A 20,537-nucleotide genomic window follows, 5' to 3' on the forward strand; every position below is an offset into this window, starting at 1 on the left:
TTTTTCAGTTACTTAGGTTAAGGTGGGGTACAAAGTTACATGGGCGATGGCTAGCATCAAGCTGCTCGGCAATTAATTTGTCCCATGCGGTTTTACAGGCGTTTGTTGACCCAGGCACAGATAAAATAACGGTGCCATTGGCCATGCCGCCAAAGGCGCGCGATTGAATAGTCGAGGTGCCAATTTCTGCTAACGAAATAGTGCGAAATACTTCGCCAAAGCCTTCAATGTTTTTGTCAAATAACGGCAGTAGCGCTTCAGGGGTGTTGTCTCTGGCGGTAAAACCTGTGCCACCTGTAGTTAAGATCACTTGTATATTCTCATCTGCGATCCATTGTGATACCACAGCGCGTAGTTGGTAAACATCGTCTTTTGAAATTGCTTTTGCCGCTAAGTGATGACCGGCGGCTTGTAAACGTTCAACCAGTGCTTGCCCTGAAGTATCGTTATGCTCTTCTCGGGTATCAGACACGGTTAAGACTGCGATATTAAGTGCTACGAATGCGTCGCCGCAGTGAATAGAGGAATTGCTAGACATGAGATTTCCTTTGCAAAGATAATAAATGGGTTGCCTGCTGCCATTGCTCAGGCGTGTTAGTGTTAAATAAGGTTTGGCTGTTTTTAGGCGCCAAAACAGTGTGAGGCACTTGCGCCAATAAACTGCGCACCGATGGGCCCGATAAATTACGTTTTTGCTTGCCTAGTTCGCCGTTGGCTCTTGATGGAGCGTGATTGTTTCTCGCAACCGTTTTGTTTAACGCTTGTGTTAGCCGCTGTTGAAAAAATTGCGCTACGAATGCATTTACCGGTAAATATAACGGCAGGTAATGGTCATTAAAATAACAGGCGCGTTGGCTTAGTTCACCGGCTTGTTTTAAGGCGCTAAGTTCAGTAGCTGTCATAAGCGGTAAATCAACGGGTAAAATTAATAATGCTTGTGGTTGACACTGGCTAATAATACTTTGAATGCCGCCCAAGGGACCCAGGTTTGCCACAAGATCGTCAATACCATGCTCACCACCACTGACCACCACCTGCGAGCAGCCAGCGCCAGTTAGTACTGACTTACTATAGCTGAGCATGTCTTGGTTATGGCGTTGCAATTTGGCTTTGTTTTGCCCCATACGCGAGGACTTACCCCCAGCCAACACCACCCCTAAGCAGGATTGTAATACAGGTGTTGCTACGTTCATTAACCACCCAACATGGCCAAGTTTTTCGTGGCACCGGTAAGTTTTTCATGTAAAAAGTGGGTTTGTTTTTTATCTGTCATCATGGCTGTGATCGCCGCTTTTAACGGCTCGACATCGTCACTTTGTAAATAGTCTTTTAATGATAAGCCTTGCTCAGTAAATAAACATAAATGCAACTTACCTAAAGAGCTGATCCGTAAGCGGTTACAGCTGTGACAAAAGTCTTTCGAATAAGGCATGATTAAGCCAATTTTTCCGGCATACTCTGGGTGGTAAAACTCTTGTGCCGGCCCAGCCGCTTTGCCGTTAATCACAGGTAGCCAGCCATCTAAGATCAGATTTTGCTTTATCCGAGAGCCTTGCACATGCTGGGCATCAAAAAACGCTTGGTTATCACCGGTTTGCATTAATTCAATAAAGCGCAAGGTAACCGGGGTGTCTTTTAACCAAGCCAGATAACTGGCAATGTCATAGCCATTGTATTCGCGCATTAACACGGTATTAATTTTAATCTCGGTATTGCCCGCTGCCAGCGCCATATCAACGCCTTTAAGAATATGGTTGAGCTTGTCATGACCGGTAATGGCGTGAAATTGTCTCGGATCTAAGCTGTCTATGCTGATGTTGATGGCATCAATGCCGGCATCGAGCCAAGCGGGTAAGTGTTCAGGTAGCTTGTAGCCGTTACTCGTGATGGCAACTTTTTTAATGCCTGGCGTTTGCTTACATTGTGTAATAATTTCTGGCAGGTCTTTGCGCAGCGAAGGCTCACCGCCGGTGATACGAATTTTTTCAGTGCCCAGTTGTGAAAATGCCATCGCTATACGGCTAATTTCAGGCAGAGTGAGGAATTTTCTATCGTGATCACATTGATAGCCGTCGGGTAAACAATAGTTACAACGGAAATTGCATACGTCAGTAATAGATAGGCGCAAGTAATAAAACTTGCGTCCGAAGTTGTCTGTTAACATGTCACCTTTCCAATGTCGGGAGGCAAACAAGTTTCCTTGTTAACCCTGGCAAACGCGCATTTTCAATGGGTTTGCGGCTATAGCAGCATGTCTGAACCTAATGCTCAAATTTAGCTAAGATAGCTCGGCGAAAATTTTGTCGGTTGAGGTTGTTTCGAAAGCGATGGCTCGCGAGCTAAGTTCAACTGACTCTTATGATTTCGTATTTTATATCATATAATCCAAGGATAGTATGATTAGTGTCAATATAATAGTTAAAGACCTTAGTTATGTTAGCAGCTTGTAATAAAAAATAAATTTTTTGCAGTGCAGGTGAATAAGCGCAAAATAGCGCTTCATTGCCGCCGTTCACATAGCAAGAGAATTCAAAACACAAATTAAATTGGAAGCGTTTATTATGGTTGATTGTTGTTCCGCCCCTGGGTTAATGCCTTTTCAGCAAGCGTTAGAAACTATGCTTGCGGCGATCGAGCCGATTACCGATACTGAAACGATCACCCTGTCAGAGGGCTTGGGTCGGATTTTATCGTCAGACCTGAGTAGCCCGATTAATGTGCCGCCACATAACAATTCTGCAATGGATGGCTATGCGTTTGCACAGGCAAGCTTAGCCGAGCAAGATAGCTTGCATTTAGTTGGCCGATCCATGGCAGGTCAGCCCTTTCAAGGCGACTGCCAAGCGGGGCAATGTATCCGTATTATGACCGGAGCAAAAATGCCGGCGGGTTGTGATACCGTGCAAATGCAAGAAAACTGTGCCGTTTCGGATGATAAGGTAGAGTTTTTGGCTCAGCCTAAAGTTGGTGCGAACGTACGTTATGCAGGTGAAGATATTAAACAAGGGCAAGTTGTGTTTGCCAAAGGTCGGCGTTTATCTGCCATTGATCTTGGCGTTTTAGCGTCCTTGGGAATTAATCAGCTGCAGGTGTTTCGCAAACTCAAGGTGGCGTTAATTGCCACTGGTGATGAGTTAAAAGCATTAGGAGAGCCATTAAGCGAAGGCGATATTTTTGAAAGTAACAGTTATGCCTTAGCAGGCATGTTAAAAAACCTTAATGTCGAGGTAATCAACTTTGGCGTTATTATTGATGATGAAAGTGCCATCAAAAAAGCCTTTTTACAGGCTGACGAGCAAGCAGATGCCGTTATTTCCTCTGGCGGTGTTTCGGTTGGAGATGCTGACTATACCAAATTGGTTCTGGAGCAAATTGGTGAAGTTGGCTTTTGGAAAATAGCCATGAAACCGGGCAAGCCTTTTGCCTTTGGCAAGCTACCCAATAGTATATTTTTTGGCTTACCGGGTAATCCGGTTTCCGCTATGGTAACGGCTGATTTATTGGCCATGCCAGCCTTAATGAAACTGCAACATTGTCATGCTGCCCCAGCAATCACCTTAAAAGCAAAATGTAGTAGTGATTTAAGAAAGTCGCCAGGACGTATGGATTTTCAGCGTGGCATATTGTCTCAAGACAGCAATGGTGAGTTAACAGTTTCTAGCACCGGCAGCCAAGGCTCAGGTATTTTAACCAGTATTGCCGCGGCAAATTGTTATATTGTATTAGCGGCTGAACAAGGCAAGGTGCTCGCCGGTGAAACGGTTGATGTGCGCTTGTTTGAGCGCTTTTTCTCTTAAATAATCAATCTGAAATAACTAGGTAACAAGTTGGCAAAGACGCTGTATTTTATTCCAGGCACTATGTGTGATCAAAACTTGTGGCTGCCCACGTGGCAGCTGCTGACTCAACAATGCCATGAAGATGTACAGTTTATCCCTTTGGTTATTCCCACTTCTGGCAGCATGGATGACATAGTGCGTGCCATGGCAAATAACATGGTTGCCGAGCAGGCAATATTAGTGGGGTTTTCTTTAGGTGGTTACCTAGCCAGTGCCATCGCGTTAAGGCTTGGCGATCGGCTTAAACAGCTTTTAGTGCTATCAAATTGCCCTAAAAACTTACCAAGCGCGGAAATCAAGCAACGCCAACGTACCCTTGCTTGGATAAAACAGCGGGGTTACGCGGGTATCCCAAAAAAGCGGGTGGATGACTTACTCCACCCTGATATTCAACAGTTCAATAGCAATGGCTACCAAGAGATCAAGCAAACTATTATTGCCATGGACCAAACTCTTGGCGTTAAGGTGTTATTACAGCAACTGGCTGTTTCGGTGCAGCGGCCGAACTTATTGCCAGCGTTAGCGAAATTGAACTTGCCGATAAGTTTTATGGTTGGCGATGCCGATAATTTGGTTGTAAGTGCTGAGCTAAAAAAAGCCTGTGCTGGCACAGATAATATGAAGCTGATTAACGTGGCGAATACCGGCCACATGTTACCATTAGAGGCACCGCAGGCGCTAGCGAGTGTACTGCATGGCCTAATCACAGACTCAGATATTTTGCTGAATAATTCTGCTCAAGAATAAAAACCACGCAACGCTGTGTTTGCCAAGGCGAAGCGTGTAAAATAGCGGCAATTAGATTTTACCTTAGGATTTTCACCTTGAACGACAACAAATTCTCATCTCTTAGCTTACAAACCGCCATTTTAGATAACCTTTCATCATTGGGTTATCACGAGATGACAGAAATTCAAGCTAAAAGCCTGCCGGCAATTTTAAAGGGGCAAGATGTTATCGGGCAAGGAAAAACCGGCTCAGGCAAAACCGCAGCTTTTGGCTTAGGGCTGTTAAACAAATTACAGGTGAAAAAGTTTAGAATTCAAACCTTGGTACTTTGCCCAACCCGCGAGTTAGCCGATCAAGTGGCAAAAGAAATTAGAAAGCTAGCACGAGCAATACACAATATAAAGGTGTTGACCTTATGCGGTGGTACGCCATTTGGTCCGCAAGTGGGGTCATTAGAGCATGGTGCTCATATTATTGTTGGTACGCCGGGACGCATTGAAGATCACTTAGGTCGTGGAACTTTGTCTTTGCAGCATGTTGATACTTTAGTGCTTGATGAAGCCGATCGTATGTTAGACATGGGGTTTGTGACCGCATTAGATAATATTGTTGAAAAAATGCCAAAGCAACGACAAACATTATTATTTAGTGCGACTTTTCCACAACAAATTCAAGCCATTGCCGATAGATACCTACAATCGCCAGCCTTAATAAAGGTTGAAGCAAGCCACCAAGCCAGTAGCATAGCGCAGCACTTTTATCAGGTTGAAAACGACGACGACCGACTCATGGCCATTCGTTTGTTGTTGTTAACACACCAACCAGAATCTAGCGTAATATTTTGTAATACCAAAATAGAAACCCAAAACGTCGCTAATAAGTTAGCCGCTTATGGCTTTAGCGTCGTAGCATTACATGGCGACTTAGAACAAAGAGAGCGCGATCAAACCTTAGTGCGCTTTGCTAATAAAAGTGCCTCTATCTTGGTGGCAACGGATGTTGCCGCGCGTGGCTTAGATATTGAAGCGCTCGATGCAGTGTTTAACTATCACTTAGCCCATGACACCGAAGTACATATTCATCGCATTGGCCGCACTGGGCGGGCTGGTAGTACGGGTTATGCATTTTCCTTATTTAGCAATAAAGACAGTTACAAAATTGGCCTGCTTGAAGATAACTTAGGTCGCCAAATTGAAGGGGAAGTCTTACCTAATAACCAAGTATTATCTGAAAGTGCCTTTACCGCGAAAATGACCACCATACAAATTGATGGAGGCAAAAAACAAAAAGTTAGGGCTGGTGATATTGTTGGAGCCCTAACCGGAGACAATGGCATTAAATTTGAACAGGTGGGTAAAATTCAACTGGGGGCAAATTGGGCTTATGTTGCGGTTGATAAAAGCGTGGCGAGAAAAGCCCTGAATAAATTAAGTCAGGGTAAGCTAAAAGGGCGTAAATTTAGAGTACGCGAATTATAACCGCTTTTGCATTACGCAGAGATGTGTTTGCACAGGTGTATGGGCGCGTGATTGGGTTAATTGATATCAGTAACTCATACCTTAACTGGATAATCAGTGCTAAAGCTTAAGCTATAAATTTAAGTAGTAATTTATCAAATTATGCGTATGATACTGACTGTATGTACAGTGTTTTTTAGGGTTTGCCAATTTGAGTGAAAACTAGGCACTGTAAATAAAAATTTTGCAATAAATAGTATGAATAAGGGATAACAATGGCCGTTGAAAGTCGATTTGTCGTAATAAGACAAGGTGTGGAGGTAGAAACATTCATGGATAAAAAAGCCGCAGATGAATACGATAAAATGCTCGACATGGCAGATAACTTAGCTGAAATGTTTGCGCAAGCGCCAGTCGATCTGTCTGAGGGGATCCGTGAAGAGCTCAGTATTTATTTAGCTCAAAACCGTGACCATGTGTTGGTTGCACTGCAAGCGAAAAAAGCCAAAGCCGTAACTAAGAAAGTGGCGCAGGTTAGTAAAAACCAACGAGTTTCTGATAATCCGGATGATGCGCAAAGGGCAATACCTGCTGAAAGTGAGCCTAAAACAAGTGCTAAATCGAGCGCCAAAAAAGCGGCCAAAACCAAGCCGGCCAGTAAAGCTAAAGCGGCATTAGCTTAGTTAAAGAGTGGCGGTAAGCTTGAGCCAATATAGTGATGGATATTAGGTGTGTTTAACTAAGCTTTTGGTGTGGTTTTGGAATATCAATTAATACGCAGTGAGCGTCGAAAAACCATTGCCTTGCAAGTTCGCAATGGTGAAGTGATCGTGCGAGCGCCGACACGAGTGGACTTGGCTTATATTGAACAATTACTGCAATTAAAATCACCTTGGCTAGCGCAAAAACTTGCACAGCAAAAGCAAAGATCATTGCAAAGCGTAGATTTTTCTCAAGCATTTTTAACGCAGACGCCGGGCAATGCGCCAACCGTATATATTGATGGTATCGCACATAAGGTCAAGGTGGCGTTTGGCCCAGCAACTGTGATGCATAATAAAAGCCAGCAAGATTTAACCGTTGTGCTTAATCCACGTTACCAACAACTACCATTGCAGTCAGAGCTCATTTTAACGAAAGTAAAGGCACAAATAGAAGCTTGGTTTAAGAGCAGTATTGAAAGCTATGTTGCCCAAAAGTTAGCATGCTTTTCAGCTTCAATCCCCTACCAGCCAGCTGCGTTTAAAGTTCGAAAATACAAAGCCCGTTGGGGCAGTTGCAATAGTCGGCGAGAGTTAAGCTTTAATTTCTTATTAAAGCAGCTGCCACCTTGGGTGGTGGATTATGTTATTATTCATGAACTTTGCCACCTTAAGCATATGAATCACTCAGCAAAGTTTTGGCAGCTAGTTGCAAGCTATTGCCCGACATTTCAAGATGCGAAACACTGGATAAAACAACATCAAGCCTACTTATCTTGGCACTAAAGCTCACTACTCGTAATATTCATTGCAGTATTTATTACTTAATAATCAGTCGTTAGCTCATCGCAGTTGTATGAAAACCAATAACTTTATTCATTTTTAGGGCTAAAAAGCGCCTAAAGTGTAATTTTTATTCGCATTATTAATTAACAGCAGCAAAAATTTAAGGTAAATTAACTGTTAATAGAATAATAATAAAGGATTTAGTGTCAAATGAGTACAAATGTTCTTATTTGTGATGACTCTAACTTAGCGAGAAAGCAAGTTCTTAGAAGCCTACCTGAAAGTTTATCCACAGATGTCAAGCTAGCCAGTAATGGTGAGGAAGCGTTAGCAATACTAAGTAGTGAAAATATAGACATACTGTTTCTTGATTTAACCATGCCAATTATTGACGGGCTAGGTGTGCTAGCAGCATTAAAAGAGCAAAATAAACAATTACCTGTGTTTGTTATTTCTGCTGATGTGCAACCAGAAATGCAAAGTAAAGTGCTGGCGTTAGGGGCAAAAGCTTTCCTGCGCAAACCAATTCAAATTGACGTATTATATGAGCACTTAAAAAGGCATGGTTTCCTATGAATGCCTTTGATTTAACTGAAGATCAACAAGATTGCTTGCAAGAGTTAATTAATGTCGCTATGGGGCAAGCGAGTGATCAGCTTGCACGTTATTTAGATACCTTTGTGTATTTAAAAGTGCCGAGCATAGAACAAGTTAAAGCCGAACACCTTTTTGATACGCTCAATTATGAGTCTGATGCTACAGCCATTGTCAGCCAAGGCTTTTTTGGTTATGAAGGTATTCGTGGTGAAGCATTATTAATGTATCAGCCAAAAGATTCACACCGCCTAGCAGATCTACTGGGTTATGAAGCTGACGAATTAACATTTGATGAACAAATCATCGACTTAAGTTCTATATTAACTACAACCTTTTTAAATGTTTTTGCCAGTCAAATCGACAACCAAATGTCGTATAGCGCCCCGCGCTTATTGTCAGCTAATATAGGCAAAGTTAATGAGCATATACAACAGCAAGCCTTTAATTGGGATTTAGCGCTGAAAGTGCGTATTAGTTATCAAGTAACCGACTACTCTTTTAATTGCGATATGGTGTTGCTGATCCCCGAGGCAGCCATCACCAATATTAAAGCCGTGCTTGATCGAATTTTGGCAGAGTTTTAACTATGCTAGATGGTTTGTGCGACAAGATAATTAATCGTTTGAATACCGGCGTGTTGCTGCTTGATCGCAACTTTAATATTTTAATGTGGAATCGATTTTTAGCCGTACATGCAAATCAACACGATGAGCAGGTGATTGGGAAAAATATTTTTCAGGTCTTTCCTGAGCTACCTAGAAAATGGCTTGAACGTAAACTATCAAGTGTGATTCAACTAAAAAATCAGTCGTTTTGCGGTTGGGAGCAACGTCACCATTTATTTGAATTGGCTCACTCTCGCCCTATCACTACTGATAGTGACTTTATGGCACAAAATTGTACATTTTTACCGATTGAAGAACATGGTCAAGTGACACAAATCTGCATTTTAATCGAAGATGTCACCGATATTTATCACTACCAAACACAGCTGAAAAAAACGCTCCAAGAATTGGCGTTGTCAAACCGTATTGATGGCTTAACCCAAGCATTTAACCGTAAACACTGGGAAGAGTGTTTAGCGGCAGAGTTTTCGCGTGCCCGTCGCCATCACAGTAGCTTAGCCTTAGTGATGCTAGATTTAGATCACTTTAAGTTACTAAATGATACTCATGGCCACCAAGGTGGTGATAAGGTTTTGATTGAAACGGCGAAAGCGATTAATGAACTATTACGAATGGGCGACTTATTTGGCCGTTACGGCGGTGAAGAATTTGCGGTTATTTTACCTAATACCGAGCTCAGTGGCGCAGAAGAAGTCGCTGAACGCATACGACAAACGATTGCACTAAAAGCGGTTGACTATCAAGGACAGAATATCGGCATAACGGTTAGCTTGGGGGTTGCGGTTTTAGCTCAACAAGACAAGCGCTATGAAGATTTGATCAGCAGAGCTGATAATGCCTTATATAAAGCGAAGTTTTCTGGTCGAAATCGCGTATCGTTAGCAGACGCCTCCTAGTCTAATTCCTTGTGACAATCAAGCCTTACTATTTTTTCTACTAAACTAGTTTTTTAAAAAATGTAAAAATCAGTTGACAGCGAAATGCTGATCAGGCATTTTATCTTGCATGAGTATTCTTCGTAGCCAAATTATTATTATTACCACAACTACCACCCTCATTGGGATGGTGGTCATTGGCTGACGTGTAGAATTTATTAATTTTTATCAAGCCCGTGACCGACAAGGTTACGGGCTTTTTTTGTTTTTATGGGAGTAGAAATGCGTGTATTAAAATTCGGTGGTTCCTCTTTAGCTTCGGGTCAACGCTTTATAGAAGTGGCCAATATCATCAAAAATAAAAGTCAGTCATCTCGTCTTGCGGTTGTGGTTTCCGCGCCGCAGGGGGTGACAAACCACTTGGTTGCAATGGCAGAAAACATTTCCAATGAAGAAAAACTAGCCAGTGATCTACTGCACTTTAAACAAGCTATTGAAAACATTATTAACGATTTGTCGGCATCACTTCCTGGGTTTTGTTCGCAACATAGCGAGCAAGTATTAGCCACTTGGGAGCAACAATTAAGTCGTTACTTGCATGGCGCAACACTACTTTCATACTGTCCTGAGCATGTTAGGGCTCGTATTATTAGTATCGGCGAACGCCTCAGTGTCGCTTTATTACAATCTGTGTTATCTGTTGACAACACAGTTGTGAGCGTGATTGAGCCTGAACGTTTTTTACGCACTAATGATGTCGCCTTAAATGCGGTTGCAGATTTAGTGTTGTGTAAAGAGCAATACCAAAGCGTTTACAACGAGCTTAATGCTATTGCGTTAATGCCGGGCTTTATTGGTGTTGACAGTGTTGGCAATGTTACTACTTTAGGGCGCAATGGCTCTGACTATTCTGCAGCTGTGCTAGCGGTATGCAGCGAGGCCGAGTACTGTGAAATTTGGACCGATGTTGATGGTGTTTATAATGCCGATCCGCGTTTGATCAAAGAAGCCCAGTTGCTGGACTACTTGTCTTATCAAGAGGCAATGGAGTTATCTTACTTTGGCGCGAGTGTTTTACATCCGAAAACTATCGGCCCGATTGCCCAGCATCATATCCCTTGCTTAATTAAAAACACCGGAAACCCCGACGCGCCAGGGACACGCATAGCCAATGAAAACGATCAACAAAAGCGGGTTAAAGCTATTTCTAACCTTGATAACTTAACTATGGTTAACGTATCTGGTCCGGGGATGAAAGGTATGGTTGGCATGGCTAGTCGTGTTTTTGCCACCATGAGCCGAGAAAATATTTCGTTAATTTTGATCAGTCAGTCGTCCAGTGAATATTGCATCAGCTTTTGTATATATTCTAATGATGCCGACAAAGCAGAGCAAAGTCTAAAAGAAGAGTTTGAATTAGAGTTACTCAATGGCTTATTAGAGCCGTTAAGTTTAACACACCAGTTGTCTATTGTGTCTCTTGTTGGCGATGGCATGCACCATCAGCAAGGCGTTGCCGCTAAGTTTTTCAGCTCACTGGCACAGGCACGGGTTAATGTGGTTGCGATTGCACAAGACTCTTCCGAGCGCAGTATCTCAGTGGTATTAGAAAGTCGAAAATGTACCGATGCCATGAAAGTCAGTCATCAAAACTTCTTTTCTCATAAACAAAGTATCGATGTGTTCTTAGTGGGTTGTGGAGTGGTCGGCAGTGAGTTACTGGCGCAAATTGCACGCCAACAAGCCAAGCTCAAGGCAGATAATATTTCCCTTAAGGTTTATGGTTTAGCGAATAGTCAGGGCATGGTTTTTAATTCTGATGGTATTGATGCGGCAAATTGGCAGCAACACCTAAGTGCACAAGCCGTGCCGGTAAGCGTTGAGAACATTAAGCAATTTGTTCGTGAAAACCATCTGATTAACCCAGTATTAGTTGATTGTACATCGAATGAAAGCCTAGCATTGCAATATGTTGATTATTTAGAAGCCGGCTTTAATGTTGTCACACCTAACAAAAAAGCCAACACCGACTCGTGGCAATATTATCAAGCACTGCGTAACGCAGCGCAAAAAACCAATCGTCGTTTCTTGTATGAAACTACGGTAGGGGCAGGTTTACCGGTAATTGACACCTTACAAAACTTGTTAAAAGCAGGCGACGAGTTACAGCGTTTTGAAGGGGTGTTATCTGGTTCGTTATCTTATATATTTGGTAAGCTTGATGAAGGCATGACTTTATCGCAAGCAACGGCATTAGCAAAAGAGCAAGGTTTTACTGAGCCCGATCCGCGCGATGACTTAAGTGGTATGGATGTGGCGCGGAAACTATTGATCATGGCGCGTGAAGCTGGCATGGCTTTGGAGTTGAGCGATATCACGGTTGAATCAGTATTACCCGATAGCTTTGACGCCAGCGGTGACGTCACTCGCTTTATGGCTAAGCTACCTGAGCTAGATCAAGCGTTTGCTGCTCGTATCGAGCAGGCACAGGCCGAAGGAAAAGTGTTACGCTACATAGGTAATATTCTTGATGGTAAATGTCAGGTGGTGATAGCCGCGGTTGGCAAAGATCATCCACTATATAGCATTAAAGATGGCGAAAACGCCTTAGCCGTTCATAGTCGTTATTATCAGCCACTCCCTTTTGTCTTGCGTGGTTATGGCGCAGGGGCGGCAGTAACAGCGGCCGGCGTTTTTGGTGACTTATTACGTACCTTAGCATGGGAGCAACAGCATTAATGAGTGTTTCAGTATTTGCACCTGCATCAATTGGCAATGTCAGTGTTGGCTTTGATGTTTTAGGTTTAGCCGTTCGACCCATTGACGGCACATTACTGGGGGATGTAGTGACAGTTACCCACAGTAACAGTGGAGATCAATTAACGGTTATTGGCGATTTTGCCCAGAAGCTCCCGAGTGATAGTAAAGACAATATTGTCTGGCAGTGTTTGCTGTTGTTTAATCAGCAACTTGTTGCACATCAACAAGACGTTGCTCAGGTTAAAATTACCTTAGATAAACGCATGCCGGTTGGTAGTGGCTTAGGCTCGAGTGCCTGTTCAGTCGTTGCTGCAGTAGCTGGATTAAACGCTTTTTATCAAAAATATCATGATTTTAGTTTTGCCGAACAAGAGCTATTAGAAATGATGGGCAAAATGGAAGCGAAAATTAGTGGTAGCCTGCATTATGATAATGTTGCCCCTTGTTTTTTAGGGGGCATGCAATTAATGGTGCCAGATCACACCATCATAAGCCGGTCGTTGCCTGCGTTTGAAGACTGCTATTATATTATGGCTTACCCCGGCATAGAAGTGTCGACCAAAGCGGCGCGAGAAATATTACCAGTAGCCTATGCTAGAGCAGATGTGATAAGTTTTGGACAGAATTTAGCGACCTTTGTTGACGCTTGTCATCGCCATGATAAAGCACAGGCTTTCTCTGTGCTTAAAGATGTTATAGCTGAGCCTTACCGGCAAGCAATATTACCTGGTTATAGCGACGCCGTTAAATACTTAACCGAGTCCGGTTGTTTAGCGGTGGGCATATCTGGCTCAGGACCAACACTGTTTTGTGTTACCGATGATTTTAATAAAGCACAGCAATTTGCAAGCTGGTTAAACGAAAACTATTTACAAACCTCAGCGACTGGCACTAGCGAAGGTTTTGTGCATATTTGTCAGACTGATAGTCAAGGTGCGGTAACTTTACCATAACAAGCTAATACCTTAGCACCTTGAAAATAAAGCTAATATAGGAAAAGTGTGTGAAATTTTATAATTTAAAAGAGAACGATGAACAGGTCAGTTTTGCCGGCGCGGTAAAACAAGGATTAGGGCGAAACCAAGGGTTGTTTTTTCCTGAATCCATTCCTCAATTTGATAATATTGAAGCCTTACTGGCGTTGCCTATGGTGGAGCGTAGCGTCAAAGTACTGTACCCGTTTGTCAGTGAAGATTTAACAGAAACAGAGTTAACCGAAATAGTCACCGAAGCCTTTAATTTTCCTGCACAAATTCAGCCGATCAGTGAAAACCGCGCCATTTTAGAGTTATTTCATGGGCCAACACTGGCGTTTAAAGACTTTGGCGCTCGTTTTATGGCGAAGTGCTTACAAGCCTTTAGTAAAGGAAAAAAGGTAACCATACTAACGGCAACTTCTGGCGATACGGGGGCTGCGGTTGCTCATGCCTTTCATGGGATTGCTAACATTGATGTGGTGATTTTATACCCCAAAGGTAAAATCAGCTTGCTGCAAGAAAAAATGTTTACCACCTTAGGTGACAATATTCGCACGGTTGCGGTCGAAGGCACGTTTGATGATTGCCAAGCACTTGTTAAACAGTCTTTTGACGATCAGGCATTAAAAGAAGCGCTCGGGTTAAACTCGGCTAACTCTATTAATATTAGTCGTTTATTAGCGCAAATTTGTTATTATTTTGAAGCCGTTGCTCAACTTTATCGACAACAAGGAGCGCAGGCACTTAAGGAAGTGGTATTTTCAATTCCGAGCGGAAATTTTGGTAACTTAACGGCAGGATTGTTTGCAAAAGCGTTAGGCTTGCCGATTAAGCGTTTTATTGCCGCGACCAATGCTAATGACACTGTGCCGCGTTACTTGCAAACAGGTCAGTGGTCGCCTAATGAAACTGTTGCCACTATTTCCAATGCTATGGATGTCAGTAACCCTAATAACTGGCCGCGAGTCGAGCATATGCTAAAAGCGGGTTTAGTCGCCCAAGATTGTGTGAGCTCAGTTTCTATTGACGAAGAGCAAACCCAAATGACCATGATCCAACTAGCGAAACTGGGTTATATCAGTGAGCCACATGCGGCTGTTGCTTACCGAGCACTGCAATATAATGCGCTTGATAGTGAGTTTGGGGTGTTTTTAGGAACCGCGCATCCGGCGAAGTTTAAAGATGTGGTGGAAAGCACGTTAGGACAACCCATAGGCTTGCCAAAAGAGCTTGCAGATTGTGCCAGCGAAACTATTTTATCAACCACAAGTTCGACCGACTTTGCCGAGCTTAAAGCATACTTACTTAGCTAGTTAAGACAATTGCAATGATAATGAAAAGGCAGTAACTTACTGCCTTTTTTAGTTGCAATTGAGTGGTAAAAATTGCGGCATTAGCCAGCGCTTGTTAGCTTAGGCATGGCCACTCAAGGTTAATAGCGCAAAAATATCATCATCAATTAACTGAGTAAGTAGCAAATATGACAACAGTAAAACCTCAATGGCAAAAAGTGATTGCTCAACAGCAACAACTTGCGTACTTTCAAACACTCTTACAACAAATTGAGCGGCAACGTGACACCGGTGAGGTTATTTTTCCTGCTGCCAGTGATGTCTTTAATGCCTTTAGCTCTGTTGATTTAGCTGATGTAAAAGTGGTGATCTTAGGGCAAGACCCTTATCACGGTATCGGAGCAAGTGGCGAATCACAGGCCCATGGCTTGGCCTTCTCAGTAAGAAAGGGTATTAAAGTCCCACCGTCTCTGGTTAATATTTATAAGGAGCTTAGCCAAGATATTGCTGACTTTACCCAACCTAAGCACGGTAATTTATCTACCTGGGCACAACAAGGGGTATTGTTGCTTAATACCGTACTAACGGTAAAGCAAGGGCAAGCGCACTCACACGCTAAATTAGGCTGGGAAACATTTACCGATAGCATTATTGCCGCCCTCAATCAGCATAATGCTGGCTGTGTCTTTTTGCTGTGGGGCAGTCACGCACAAAAAAAAGGCAAAGACATTAATCAAGACAAGCACTTAGTATTAACCGCGCCACATCCCTCACCACTTTCCGCCTATCGTGGCTTTTTCGGTTGTCAGCATTTTTCCAAAGCTAACCGATGGCTGAAAGCGCACCATAAGTCAGTTATTGACTGGCACATCCCAGAATAATTGCTGTTTAGGAAAATATTTTTTTCGCAATTGGCTGATCATTAAAAATAATTTTCGCTTCGCTAACTACCAGACTTTCTATTTAGGTAAATATTTTATTTTCTAATATATTTGTAGTTATTGTTTGCTTATTACTATGGTTTTGGAGTTTTAAATTGCTATGAAAGTCTATGCTGCTAGTATTCTTTATTATTGAATTTTAGAGGCGCGCCAGTATGTCATTGCAAGAATATTTTTTACCTTTTAGAGAGCATATCATTGGTCAAAATTTGCAACATAAGATACAGGGGCAATGCTTAGATATCATCTATGCTGATTGGACGGCAAGTGGCCGCTTGTATCAGCCTATTGAGGAATACTTGAGTCATGAACTAGGCCCATATGTCGCCAATACTCACACTGAAACCAACTTAACTGGCAGTGCCATGACCCAAGCTTATCATGATGCCCAGCATATTATTAAGCGCCATGTTAACGCTTGTGAAAATGACGTATTGATCACTGCAGGTGCTGGCATGACTGCTGTGGTGAACAAGTTTCAGCGCATTTTAGGTTTGCGTATTCCAGAGCGTATGCAAGAGCAAGTCTCATTTCCCGAACATGAACGGCCGGTGGTATTTATTACTCATATGGAGCACCACTCCAATCAAACGTCTTGGTATGAATGTGACGTGACATTAGAGATCATCGAGCCTGATAGCAAGGGCTTACCTTCGTTGGCACATTTAGCCGAGCTGTTGGTGCAGTATCAAGATCGTAAGCTCAAAATAGGCTCATTTTCTGCTTGCTCTAATGTCACCGGTATTAAAACACCCTATTATCAGCTCGCAGAAATTATGCATCAACATGGTGGTTTGTGTTTTGTTGATTTTGCCGCATCAGCGCCCTATGTCGATATTGATATGCACCCCAGTAACCCAAAGCAAGCACTTGATGCCATTTATTTTTCACCACACAAGTTTTTAGGTGGCCCTGGCAGCTCAGGGGTATTAGTTTTTAATAAGCTGCTTTATAAAAATAAAGTACCAGACCATCCTGGCGGGGGCACAGTCACTTGGACTAACCCGTGGGGAAAACATAGTTTTTTGAATAATATTGAACTGCGCGAAGACGGTGGTACTCCTGGATTTTTACAATGTATAAAAACCGCGTTAGCGATCAAATTAAAAGAGGCAATGGGGGTAGACAAGATCCAACAACGTGAAGCAGAAATCACCCATTATGTGATGGATAATTTAGCTAAAAATGAACGGGTGGTGATGCTTGAGCCTAATCAGCGCCAGCGCCTAGCCATTGTCTCTTTTTATGTCCCTGGTGTGCATTATAATTTAGTGGTGCGGCTATTAAATGATAAGTTTGGCGTGCAAACGCGCGGCGGTTGCTCATGTGCTGGCACCTATGGTCATATTTTGTTAAATGTTGACCAAGACACCTCAAGTAAAATAACGCAGCAAATTGACTTAGGTGATTTTGCTGAAAAACCGGGCTGGATCAGGGCTTCTTTTCATCCGACTACATCAGATCAGGAAGTGGCATTCGTTGTTGATGCGATCAAGCAAGTAACCGAAAACGTAGCGCAATGGAGTCAAGCCTATCGTTTTAACCCAGCAACGGGCGACTTTGAGCATAAACAAGCGCAGGTGGAATTGCCAAGCTTAGCCGGCTTTGACCCGCTAGCGAAACAGACGCCATTAACAGATACAGCGGCACCAGTGAGTCCGTCAGTGTTTCAGAAACTCTTTGGTTAATATTAGCGTATTGGTTTTGGCTATTGCACAGTAAAAGCCAAAAACCAAAACCATGTTAAGTGACAGGTCTCGATTAGGTCGAGAATTAATCAAAAATTAGCACGGCAAGCGGGCGCAAAAATCCATTGCGCATCGCCGGTTACTGACTGGCAAACCGATGCAAACAAGCAAGTATTACATACCCCTAACGGGATTGTTCGCGCTGACAAAGTGGTGATCGCCACGAATGGTTATACACCGAAAAACTTTCATCATTTAACGACAGACAGAACCTTGCCAGTATTGTCACAAATTATTGTCACCGAGCCATTAACGCCTGAGCAACTTGCTGCCTGTAACTTTTTGACAGCAAATGTGGTGATGGACACGCGAGCATTAAAATATTACTACCGTAAACTACCCGATAACCGCATTTTGTTTGGTGGTCGTGGGGCGATTACCGGTAAAAGTGCGGATGATCCTTATTACGCACAGCGCTTATTATCGGTGCTTAAAACCAGCTTTCCTGCCTTAGCTGGCCTCAATTATAGCTATGCTAGGTCGGGTTGGATTTGTATGGCGTTAGACGATTTACCCCATATTCACCAAAACCAGCAGCAATCTGTATTTTATAGTATGGGCTATTGTGGCAGCGGAGTATCGTTTTCAGTACAAGCTGGTAAGCGTTTAGCCGAAAAAGTAGCGGAAAACCTGTGCCTAATTTACCGTTATAGAATAAAGCACTACCGAAGTTTCCTTTTGCGCCTCTGCGGCGGGTAGGGCAATGGGGCTACTTCCATTACGGAAAAATTAAAGACGAGTTTTTTTAACTGCCCTTTTGTCAGCGTAATGATCAAGGCGATTAATACGCTGGCTGCTTATCGAGTGGCGCAGTTAATTACACTGTACTCGCAACTAGTGTTGGCGTTTGCTAGCTAGTGTTAGTCAACACGATTTAGGCGCTGGCCTTGTAAAAATGCCTGAATGTTATCTGCCACTAAATTGAGTAACGCTTGCTGTGCCTGTCGACTGGCCCAAGCGATATGCGCAGTAATTATTAATTTATCTGACTGTGCGGCTAATAGGGGGTGATCCTGCCTTGGCGGCTCTTGCTCTAGCACATCTAAAATAGCGCAGGCAAGTTGTTGATTTTTGAGGGCGCTAAGTAAGTCAGCATTGTTAATTAATGCGCCGCGGGCGGTATTGATCAAGACCGCGTTAGGTTGCATTTGACTAAAAAGCTCAGCATTAAACATGCCTTGGGTTTGTGTTGTTTGTGGGCAATGCAAACTAATGATATCGGCTTGGGCGATGGCGGATAAAAACGGTACTCGCTGCTGTCGAACCTCGCTGGCGTCTTTGCGCTCGGCAATGAGAACATTCATGTCAAAAGCACGGGCAATGTCAGCAACTTTTTGACCTAAAGCGCCATAACCTATAATTGCAATTGATTTGCCCGCAAGTTCAACACTGCCTCGGCCATGTAAACAGAAGGTGTCGCTTTGCTGCCATAAGCCGTTTTGGCAATTCGCCTTGTGATGGTCAATGTGGCTAAAGTACAATAACAGCTGCGCAAAAACATATTGTGCCACTGAGTTTTTTGCATAACCACTGACATTGGTAACGGCGATATTAAGCGCTCGTGCCGCTGCAATGTCGACATTATTAATGCCAGTTGCGGTAATACAAATCAGTTTTAACTGGGGTAATTGTTGTAAGGTTTCAGCGCTAAGTTGCACTTTATTGGTTAAGATAATGCTGGCATTTTTACAGCGCTCAATCACTTGTGCCTGAGTTGTTGTCTCATATAAAGTGAGATCTGTCAGGGTTTGCTCTAGCCGTGACAAGCTAAGATCTGGGCTAAACGTTTGATAGTCTAAAAATACGCTGTTCATGGCACTCACTCAGATAAAATGTTGCGGCTAGTTTATCGTAAGCTAATCAATAGTTCGATGAAAGTAATGGCTTTTTATTAAAATTAACGCCTTAACCAGATTAGGTTAAGACGTTGTCAGGGATAACTATGCAGCGCCTTTGCTGCGTGCTTGGTTTAGCCTGGTCGGCCATCGATGCGGGCTTTAAATAACATAGGGCCATAAATTAGCGCAAACAAGGCAAAGCTGATCAACCAAAGCAAGCCACTAATATCAATAAAAATTAGCGTTTTTTGCGGTAAGCCCCATGGGCCGAAGCTGCGGATGACACTGGCTAATGCCATGGCGATAAAAGCTATTGACATTAATTTTGGCGCTTGCAAGTTTCTGCCGGTATGGCCCAGCGAAACCCGAGCAATCATCGCCAAAATCACACCGCCAATACCGCCAACCGTGAGTAAATGCCAAATGTGGTTACTGGGCACTTCAGGTATTAAATAGCTGATGCCGAGTAAGATTAAACCAAACGCCATGGCTTTAATGGCAAAGTGCAACGACCATAAAAGGGGGACACCTAAGGTGATCCATGGTCGCCATCTTAACCAACGCATGGCTTGAAAAATACCAGCAAAAATTAAAATAAAACCAATGTAAAAGTGGTTTATGCCAATCATAGGGTGTAGCAATAATAAAATGGTGAGTAGTGCCAATGAGCCATTGGTTAGTTTATCAAGCCAAGGCAATGGTGTTGCTTTTGGCGTTTTGGTGCCGTTGGCGGTAAACATAGGCGTGACTCGGCCTGCCATCACAGAGATCAGTAAGGTTACTAACATTACCGCGCCGTAGCCGGCGTATTGGCTAGATATTAACTCGGGGTAATAAATACTGAGGTGCATTTGCGCATTGGCGAGGGTAAACACCAATAATAACGGCACAAAAAATAAATTACGGTATTGCTTAATGGCGACTATAGGTTTAGCTAAGATTAAGGCTACAAAAGGTAAAAAAGCTAAATCAAGCACAGTGCTTAACGCGGGCCCAAGGAGAGTTGGAAACAGCAAAGCTAGTCGGGCTGCTAGCCATAACAACCATAATCCAAGTAGTACCTTGCCGCGCACGCCAGGTAAGCCAGTCCAGTTTTGCACCGCAGTTAATAAAAAGCCGGCGATAATGGCACTGGCAAAACCAAATACCATTTCGTGAATGTGCCACCAGTAACCACCACCTAAGGGTTGTGTGCTAATAACACCACGATAAAGTAATAGCCACAATAGAATGGCAATCACACTAAATAACGCGCCGCTAAGAAAAAACGGCCGAAAGCCTAATCTTAAAAATGGCGTTATTTGTTGCTCTTTGTTTAAATCGGTAATTTGCATCATAGCGACAACCTATACTATTTATATTATGGTGATA

At 43.0% G+C, this 20,537-nt stretch carries 19 protein-coding genes and 1 riboswitch; of the genes, 14 read left to right on the top strand and 5 right to left on the bottom strand.

What is annotated here, in order from left to right; genetic code table 11:
• Positions 1-4 precede the first annotated feature (4 nt).
• The 3 genes from moaB to moaA form a co-directional block, all read right to left on the bottom strand.
• Positions 5-538, bottom strand: a complete 534-nt coding sequence (gene moaB, locus B6K83_RS04005) for a molybdenum cofactor biosynthesis protein B (RefSeq protein WP_085283484.1) — start codon at positions 536-538, stop codon at positions 5-7.
• Positions 531-1,193 carry a molybdenum cofactor guanylyltransferase gene (gene mobA / locus B6K83_RS04010; RefSeq protein WP_085283486.1) on the bottom strand — a complete coding sequence of 221 codons (663 nt, stop codon included), beginning with the start codon at positions 1,191-1,193 and terminating at the stop codon, positions 531-533. Before mobA ends, moaB begins: the two co-directional genes overlap by 8 nt.
• Positions 1,193-2,164: a GTP 3',8-cyclase MoaA gene (moaA, locus tag B6K83_RS04015; protein ID WP_085283488.1), complete on the bottom strand. Its 972-nt coding sequence runs from the start codon at positions 2,162-2,164 to the stop codon at positions 1,193-1,195. The genes mobA and moaA overlap by 1 nt, the downstream gene beginning before the upstream one ends.
• A riboswitch (molybdenum cofactor riboswitch) is annotated at positions 2,151-2,306 on the bottom strand. Its footprint overlaps the gene before it by 14 nt.
• Positions 2,307-2,561: 255 nt before the next feature.
• Here moaA and moeA point away from each other — a divergent pair.
• The 14 genes from moeA (at position 2,562) to B6K83_RS04085 (ending at position 18,027) form a co-directional block, all read left to right on the top strand.
• The gene (gene moeA / locus B6K83_RS04020; RefSeq protein ID WP_085283490.1) at positions 2,562-3,797 is read left to right on the top strand and encodes a molybdopterin molybdotransferase MoeA; all 1,236 of its coding nucleotides are present in this window, start codon (positions 2,562-2,564) and stop codon (positions 3,795-3,797) included.
• A 30-nt stretch (positions 3,798-3,827) separates the two neighbouring features.
• Complete coding sequence (locus B6K83_RS04025; protein ID WP_139175491.1) at positions 3,828-4,586, top strand: alpha/beta fold hydrolase; 759 nt, start codon at positions 3,828-3,830, stop codon at positions 4,584-4,586.
• 77 nt (positions 4,587-4,663) lie between these two features.
• A complete protein-coding gene (gene dbpA, locus B6K83_RS04030) occupies positions 4,664-6,046 on the top strand; it encodes an ATP-dependent RNA helicase DbpA (protein ID WP_085283494.1) in 1,383 nt (460 codons plus the stop codon).
• Between the two features lie 254 nt (positions 6,047-6,300).
• The gene (locus tag B6K83_RS04035; RefSeq protein WP_085283496.1) at positions 6,301-6,708 is read left to right on the top strand and encodes a YebG family protein; all 408 of its coding nucleotides are present in this window, start codon (positions 6,301-6,303) and stop codon (positions 6,706-6,708) included.
• 75 nt (positions 6,709-6,783) lie between these two features.
• Complete coding sequence (locus B6K83_RS04040) at positions 6,784-7,512, top strand: M48 family metallopeptidase (protein WP_158088314.1); 729 nt, start codon at positions 6,784-6,786, stop codon at positions 7,510-7,512.
• 210 nt (positions 7,513-7,722) lie between these two features.
• Positions 7,723-8,088: a response regulator gene (locus tag B6K83_RS04045; protein WP_085283500.1), complete on the top strand. Its 366-nt coding sequence runs from the start codon at positions 7,723-7,725 to the stop codon at positions 8,086-8,088.
• Positions 8,085-8,693 (top strand): chemotaxis protein, encoded by a 609-nt coding sequence (locus B6K83_RS04050; protein ID WP_085283502.1) that lies wholly within the window; start codon positions 8,085-8,087, stop codon positions 8,691-8,693. The genes B6K83_RS04045 and B6K83_RS04050 overlap by 4 nt, the downstream gene beginning before the upstream one ends.
• Before the next feature lie 2 nt (positions 8,694-8,695).
• Positions 8,696-9,631 (top strand): sensor domain-containing diguanylate cyclase, encoded by a 936-nt coding sequence (locus B6K83_RS04055; RefSeq protein WP_085283504.1) that lies wholly within the window; start codon positions 8,696-8,698, stop codon positions 9,629-9,631.
• Between the two features lie 261 nt (positions 9,632-9,892).
• Positions 9,893-12,349, top strand: coding sequence for a bifunctional aspartate kinase/homoserine dehydrogenase I (thrA, locus tag B6K83_RS04060; protein WP_085283506.1), 2,457 nt, complete (start codon positions 9,893-9,895; stop codon positions 12,347-12,349).
• A complete protein-coding gene (gene thrB, locus B6K83_RS04065; protein WP_085283508.1) occupies positions 12,349-13,323 on the top strand; it encodes a homoserine kinase in 975 nt (324 codons plus the stop codon). The genes thrA and thrB overlap by 1 nt, the downstream gene beginning before the upstream one ends.
• A gap of 50 nt (positions 13,324-13,373) precedes the next feature.
• A complete protein-coding gene (gene thrC / locus B6K83_RS04070; protein WP_085283510.1) occupies positions 13,374-14,660 on the top strand; it encodes a threonine synthase in 1,287 nt (428 codons plus the stop codon).
• 167 nt (positions 14,661-14,827) lie between these two features.
• Entirely contained in the window at positions 14,828-15,520 is a 693-nt protein-coding gene (gene ung / locus B6K83_RS04075; protein WP_085283513.1) for a uracil-DNA glycosylase, read from the top strand.
• 215 nt (positions 15,521-15,735) lie between these two features.
• Positions 15,736-17,268, top strand: a complete 1,533-nt coding sequence (locus B6K83_RS04080; protein ID WP_085283515.1) for an aminotransferase class V-fold PLP-dependent enzyme — start codon at positions 15,736-15,738, stop codon at positions 17,266-17,268.
• Between the two features lie 120 nt (positions 17,269-17,388).
• A complete protein-coding gene (locus tag B6K83_RS04085; RefSeq protein ID WP_233143798.1) occupies positions 17,389-18,027 on the top strand; it encodes an NAD(P)/FAD-dependent oxidoreductase in 639 nt (212 codons plus the stop codon).
• A 161-nt stretch (positions 18,028-18,188) separates the two neighbouring features.
• Here B6K83_RS04085 and B6K83_RS04090 read toward each other — a convergent pair whose 3' ends face one another.
• Together B6K83_RS04090 and B6K83_RS04095 are read right to left on the bottom strand one after the other, a co-directional pair.
• On the bottom strand, positions 18,189-19,142 hold the full coding sequence (locus B6K83_RS04090) for a D-2-hydroxyacid dehydrogenase (RefSeq protein WP_085283517.1): 954 nt from the start codon (positions 19,140-19,142) through the stop codon (positions 18,189-18,191).
• 155 nt (positions 19,143-19,297) lie between these two features.
• Positions 19,298-20,503, bottom strand: coding sequence for an NnrS family protein (locus B6K83_RS04095; RefSeq protein WP_085283519.1), 1,206 nt, complete (start codon positions 20,501-20,503; stop codon positions 19,298-19,300).
• Positions 20,504-20,537 lie beyond the last annotated feature (34 nt).

Origin of the sequence: Colwellia chukchiensis, assembly GCF_002104455.1 — a bacterium.
In the GTDB taxonomy this organism is placed as follows: domain Bacteria; phylum Pseudomonadota; class Gammaproteobacteria; order Enterobacterales; family Alteromonadaceae; genus Cognaticolwellia; species Cognaticolwellia chukchiensis.

Excerpts from the sequence above, each read along its gene's own strand:
- moaA (WP_085283488.1), bottom strand. The coding sequence starts at position 2,164 with ATGTTAACAGACAACTTCGGACGCAAGTTTTATTACTTGCGCCTATCT.
- thrB (WP_085283508.1), top strand. The coding sequence starts at position 12,349 with ATGAGTGTTTCAGTATTTGCACCTGCATCAATTGGCAATGTCAGTGTT.
- thrA (WP_085283506.1), top strand. The coding sequence starts at position 9,893 with ATGCGTGTATTAAAATTCGGTGGTTCCTCTTTAGCTTCGGGTCAACGC.
- B6K83_RS04050 (WP_085283502.1), top strand. The coding sequence starts at position 8,085 with ATGAATGCCTTTGATTTAACTGAAGATCAACAAGATTGCTTGCAAGAG.
- B6K83_RS04055 (WP_085283504.1), top strand. The coding sequence starts at position 8,696 with ATGCTAGATGGTTTGTGCGACAAGATAATTAATCGTTTGAATACCGGC.
- B6K83_RS04045 (WP_085283500.1), top strand. The coding sequence starts at position 7,723 with ATGAGTACAAATGTTCTTATTTGTGATGACTCTAACTTAGCGAGAAAG.
- B6K83_RS04035 (WP_085283496.1), top strand. The coding sequence starts at position 6,301 with ATGGCCGTTGAAAGTCGATTTGTCGTAATAAGACAAGGTGTGGAGGTA.
- B6K83_RS04080 (WP_085283515.1), top strand. The coding sequence starts at position 15,736 with ATGTCATTGCAAGAATATTTTTTACCTTTTAGAGAGCATATCATTGGT.
- ung (WP_085283513.1), top strand. The coding sequence starts at position 14,828 with ATGACAACAGTAAAACCTCAATGGCAAAAAGTGATTGCTCAACAGCAA.
- B6K83_RS04090 (WP_085283517.1), bottom strand. The coding sequence starts at position 19,142 with ATGAACAGCGTATTTTTAGACTATCAAACGTTTAGCCCAGATCTTAGC.
- mobA (WP_085283486.1), bottom strand. The coding sequence starts at position 1,193 with ATGAACGTAGCAACACCTGTATTACAATCCTGCTTAGGGGTGGTGTTG.
- moeA (WP_085283490.1), top strand. The coding sequence starts at position 2,562 with ATGGTTGATTGTTGTTCCGCCCCTGGGTTAATGCCTTTTCAGCAAGCG.
- B6K83_RS04095 (WP_085283519.1), bottom strand. The coding sequence starts at position 20,503 with ATGATGCAAATTACCGATTTAAACAAAGAGCAACAAATAACGCCATTT.
- moaB (WP_085283484.1), bottom strand. The coding sequence starts at position 538 with ATGTCTAGCAATTCCTCTATTCACTGCGGCGACGCATTCGTAGCACTT.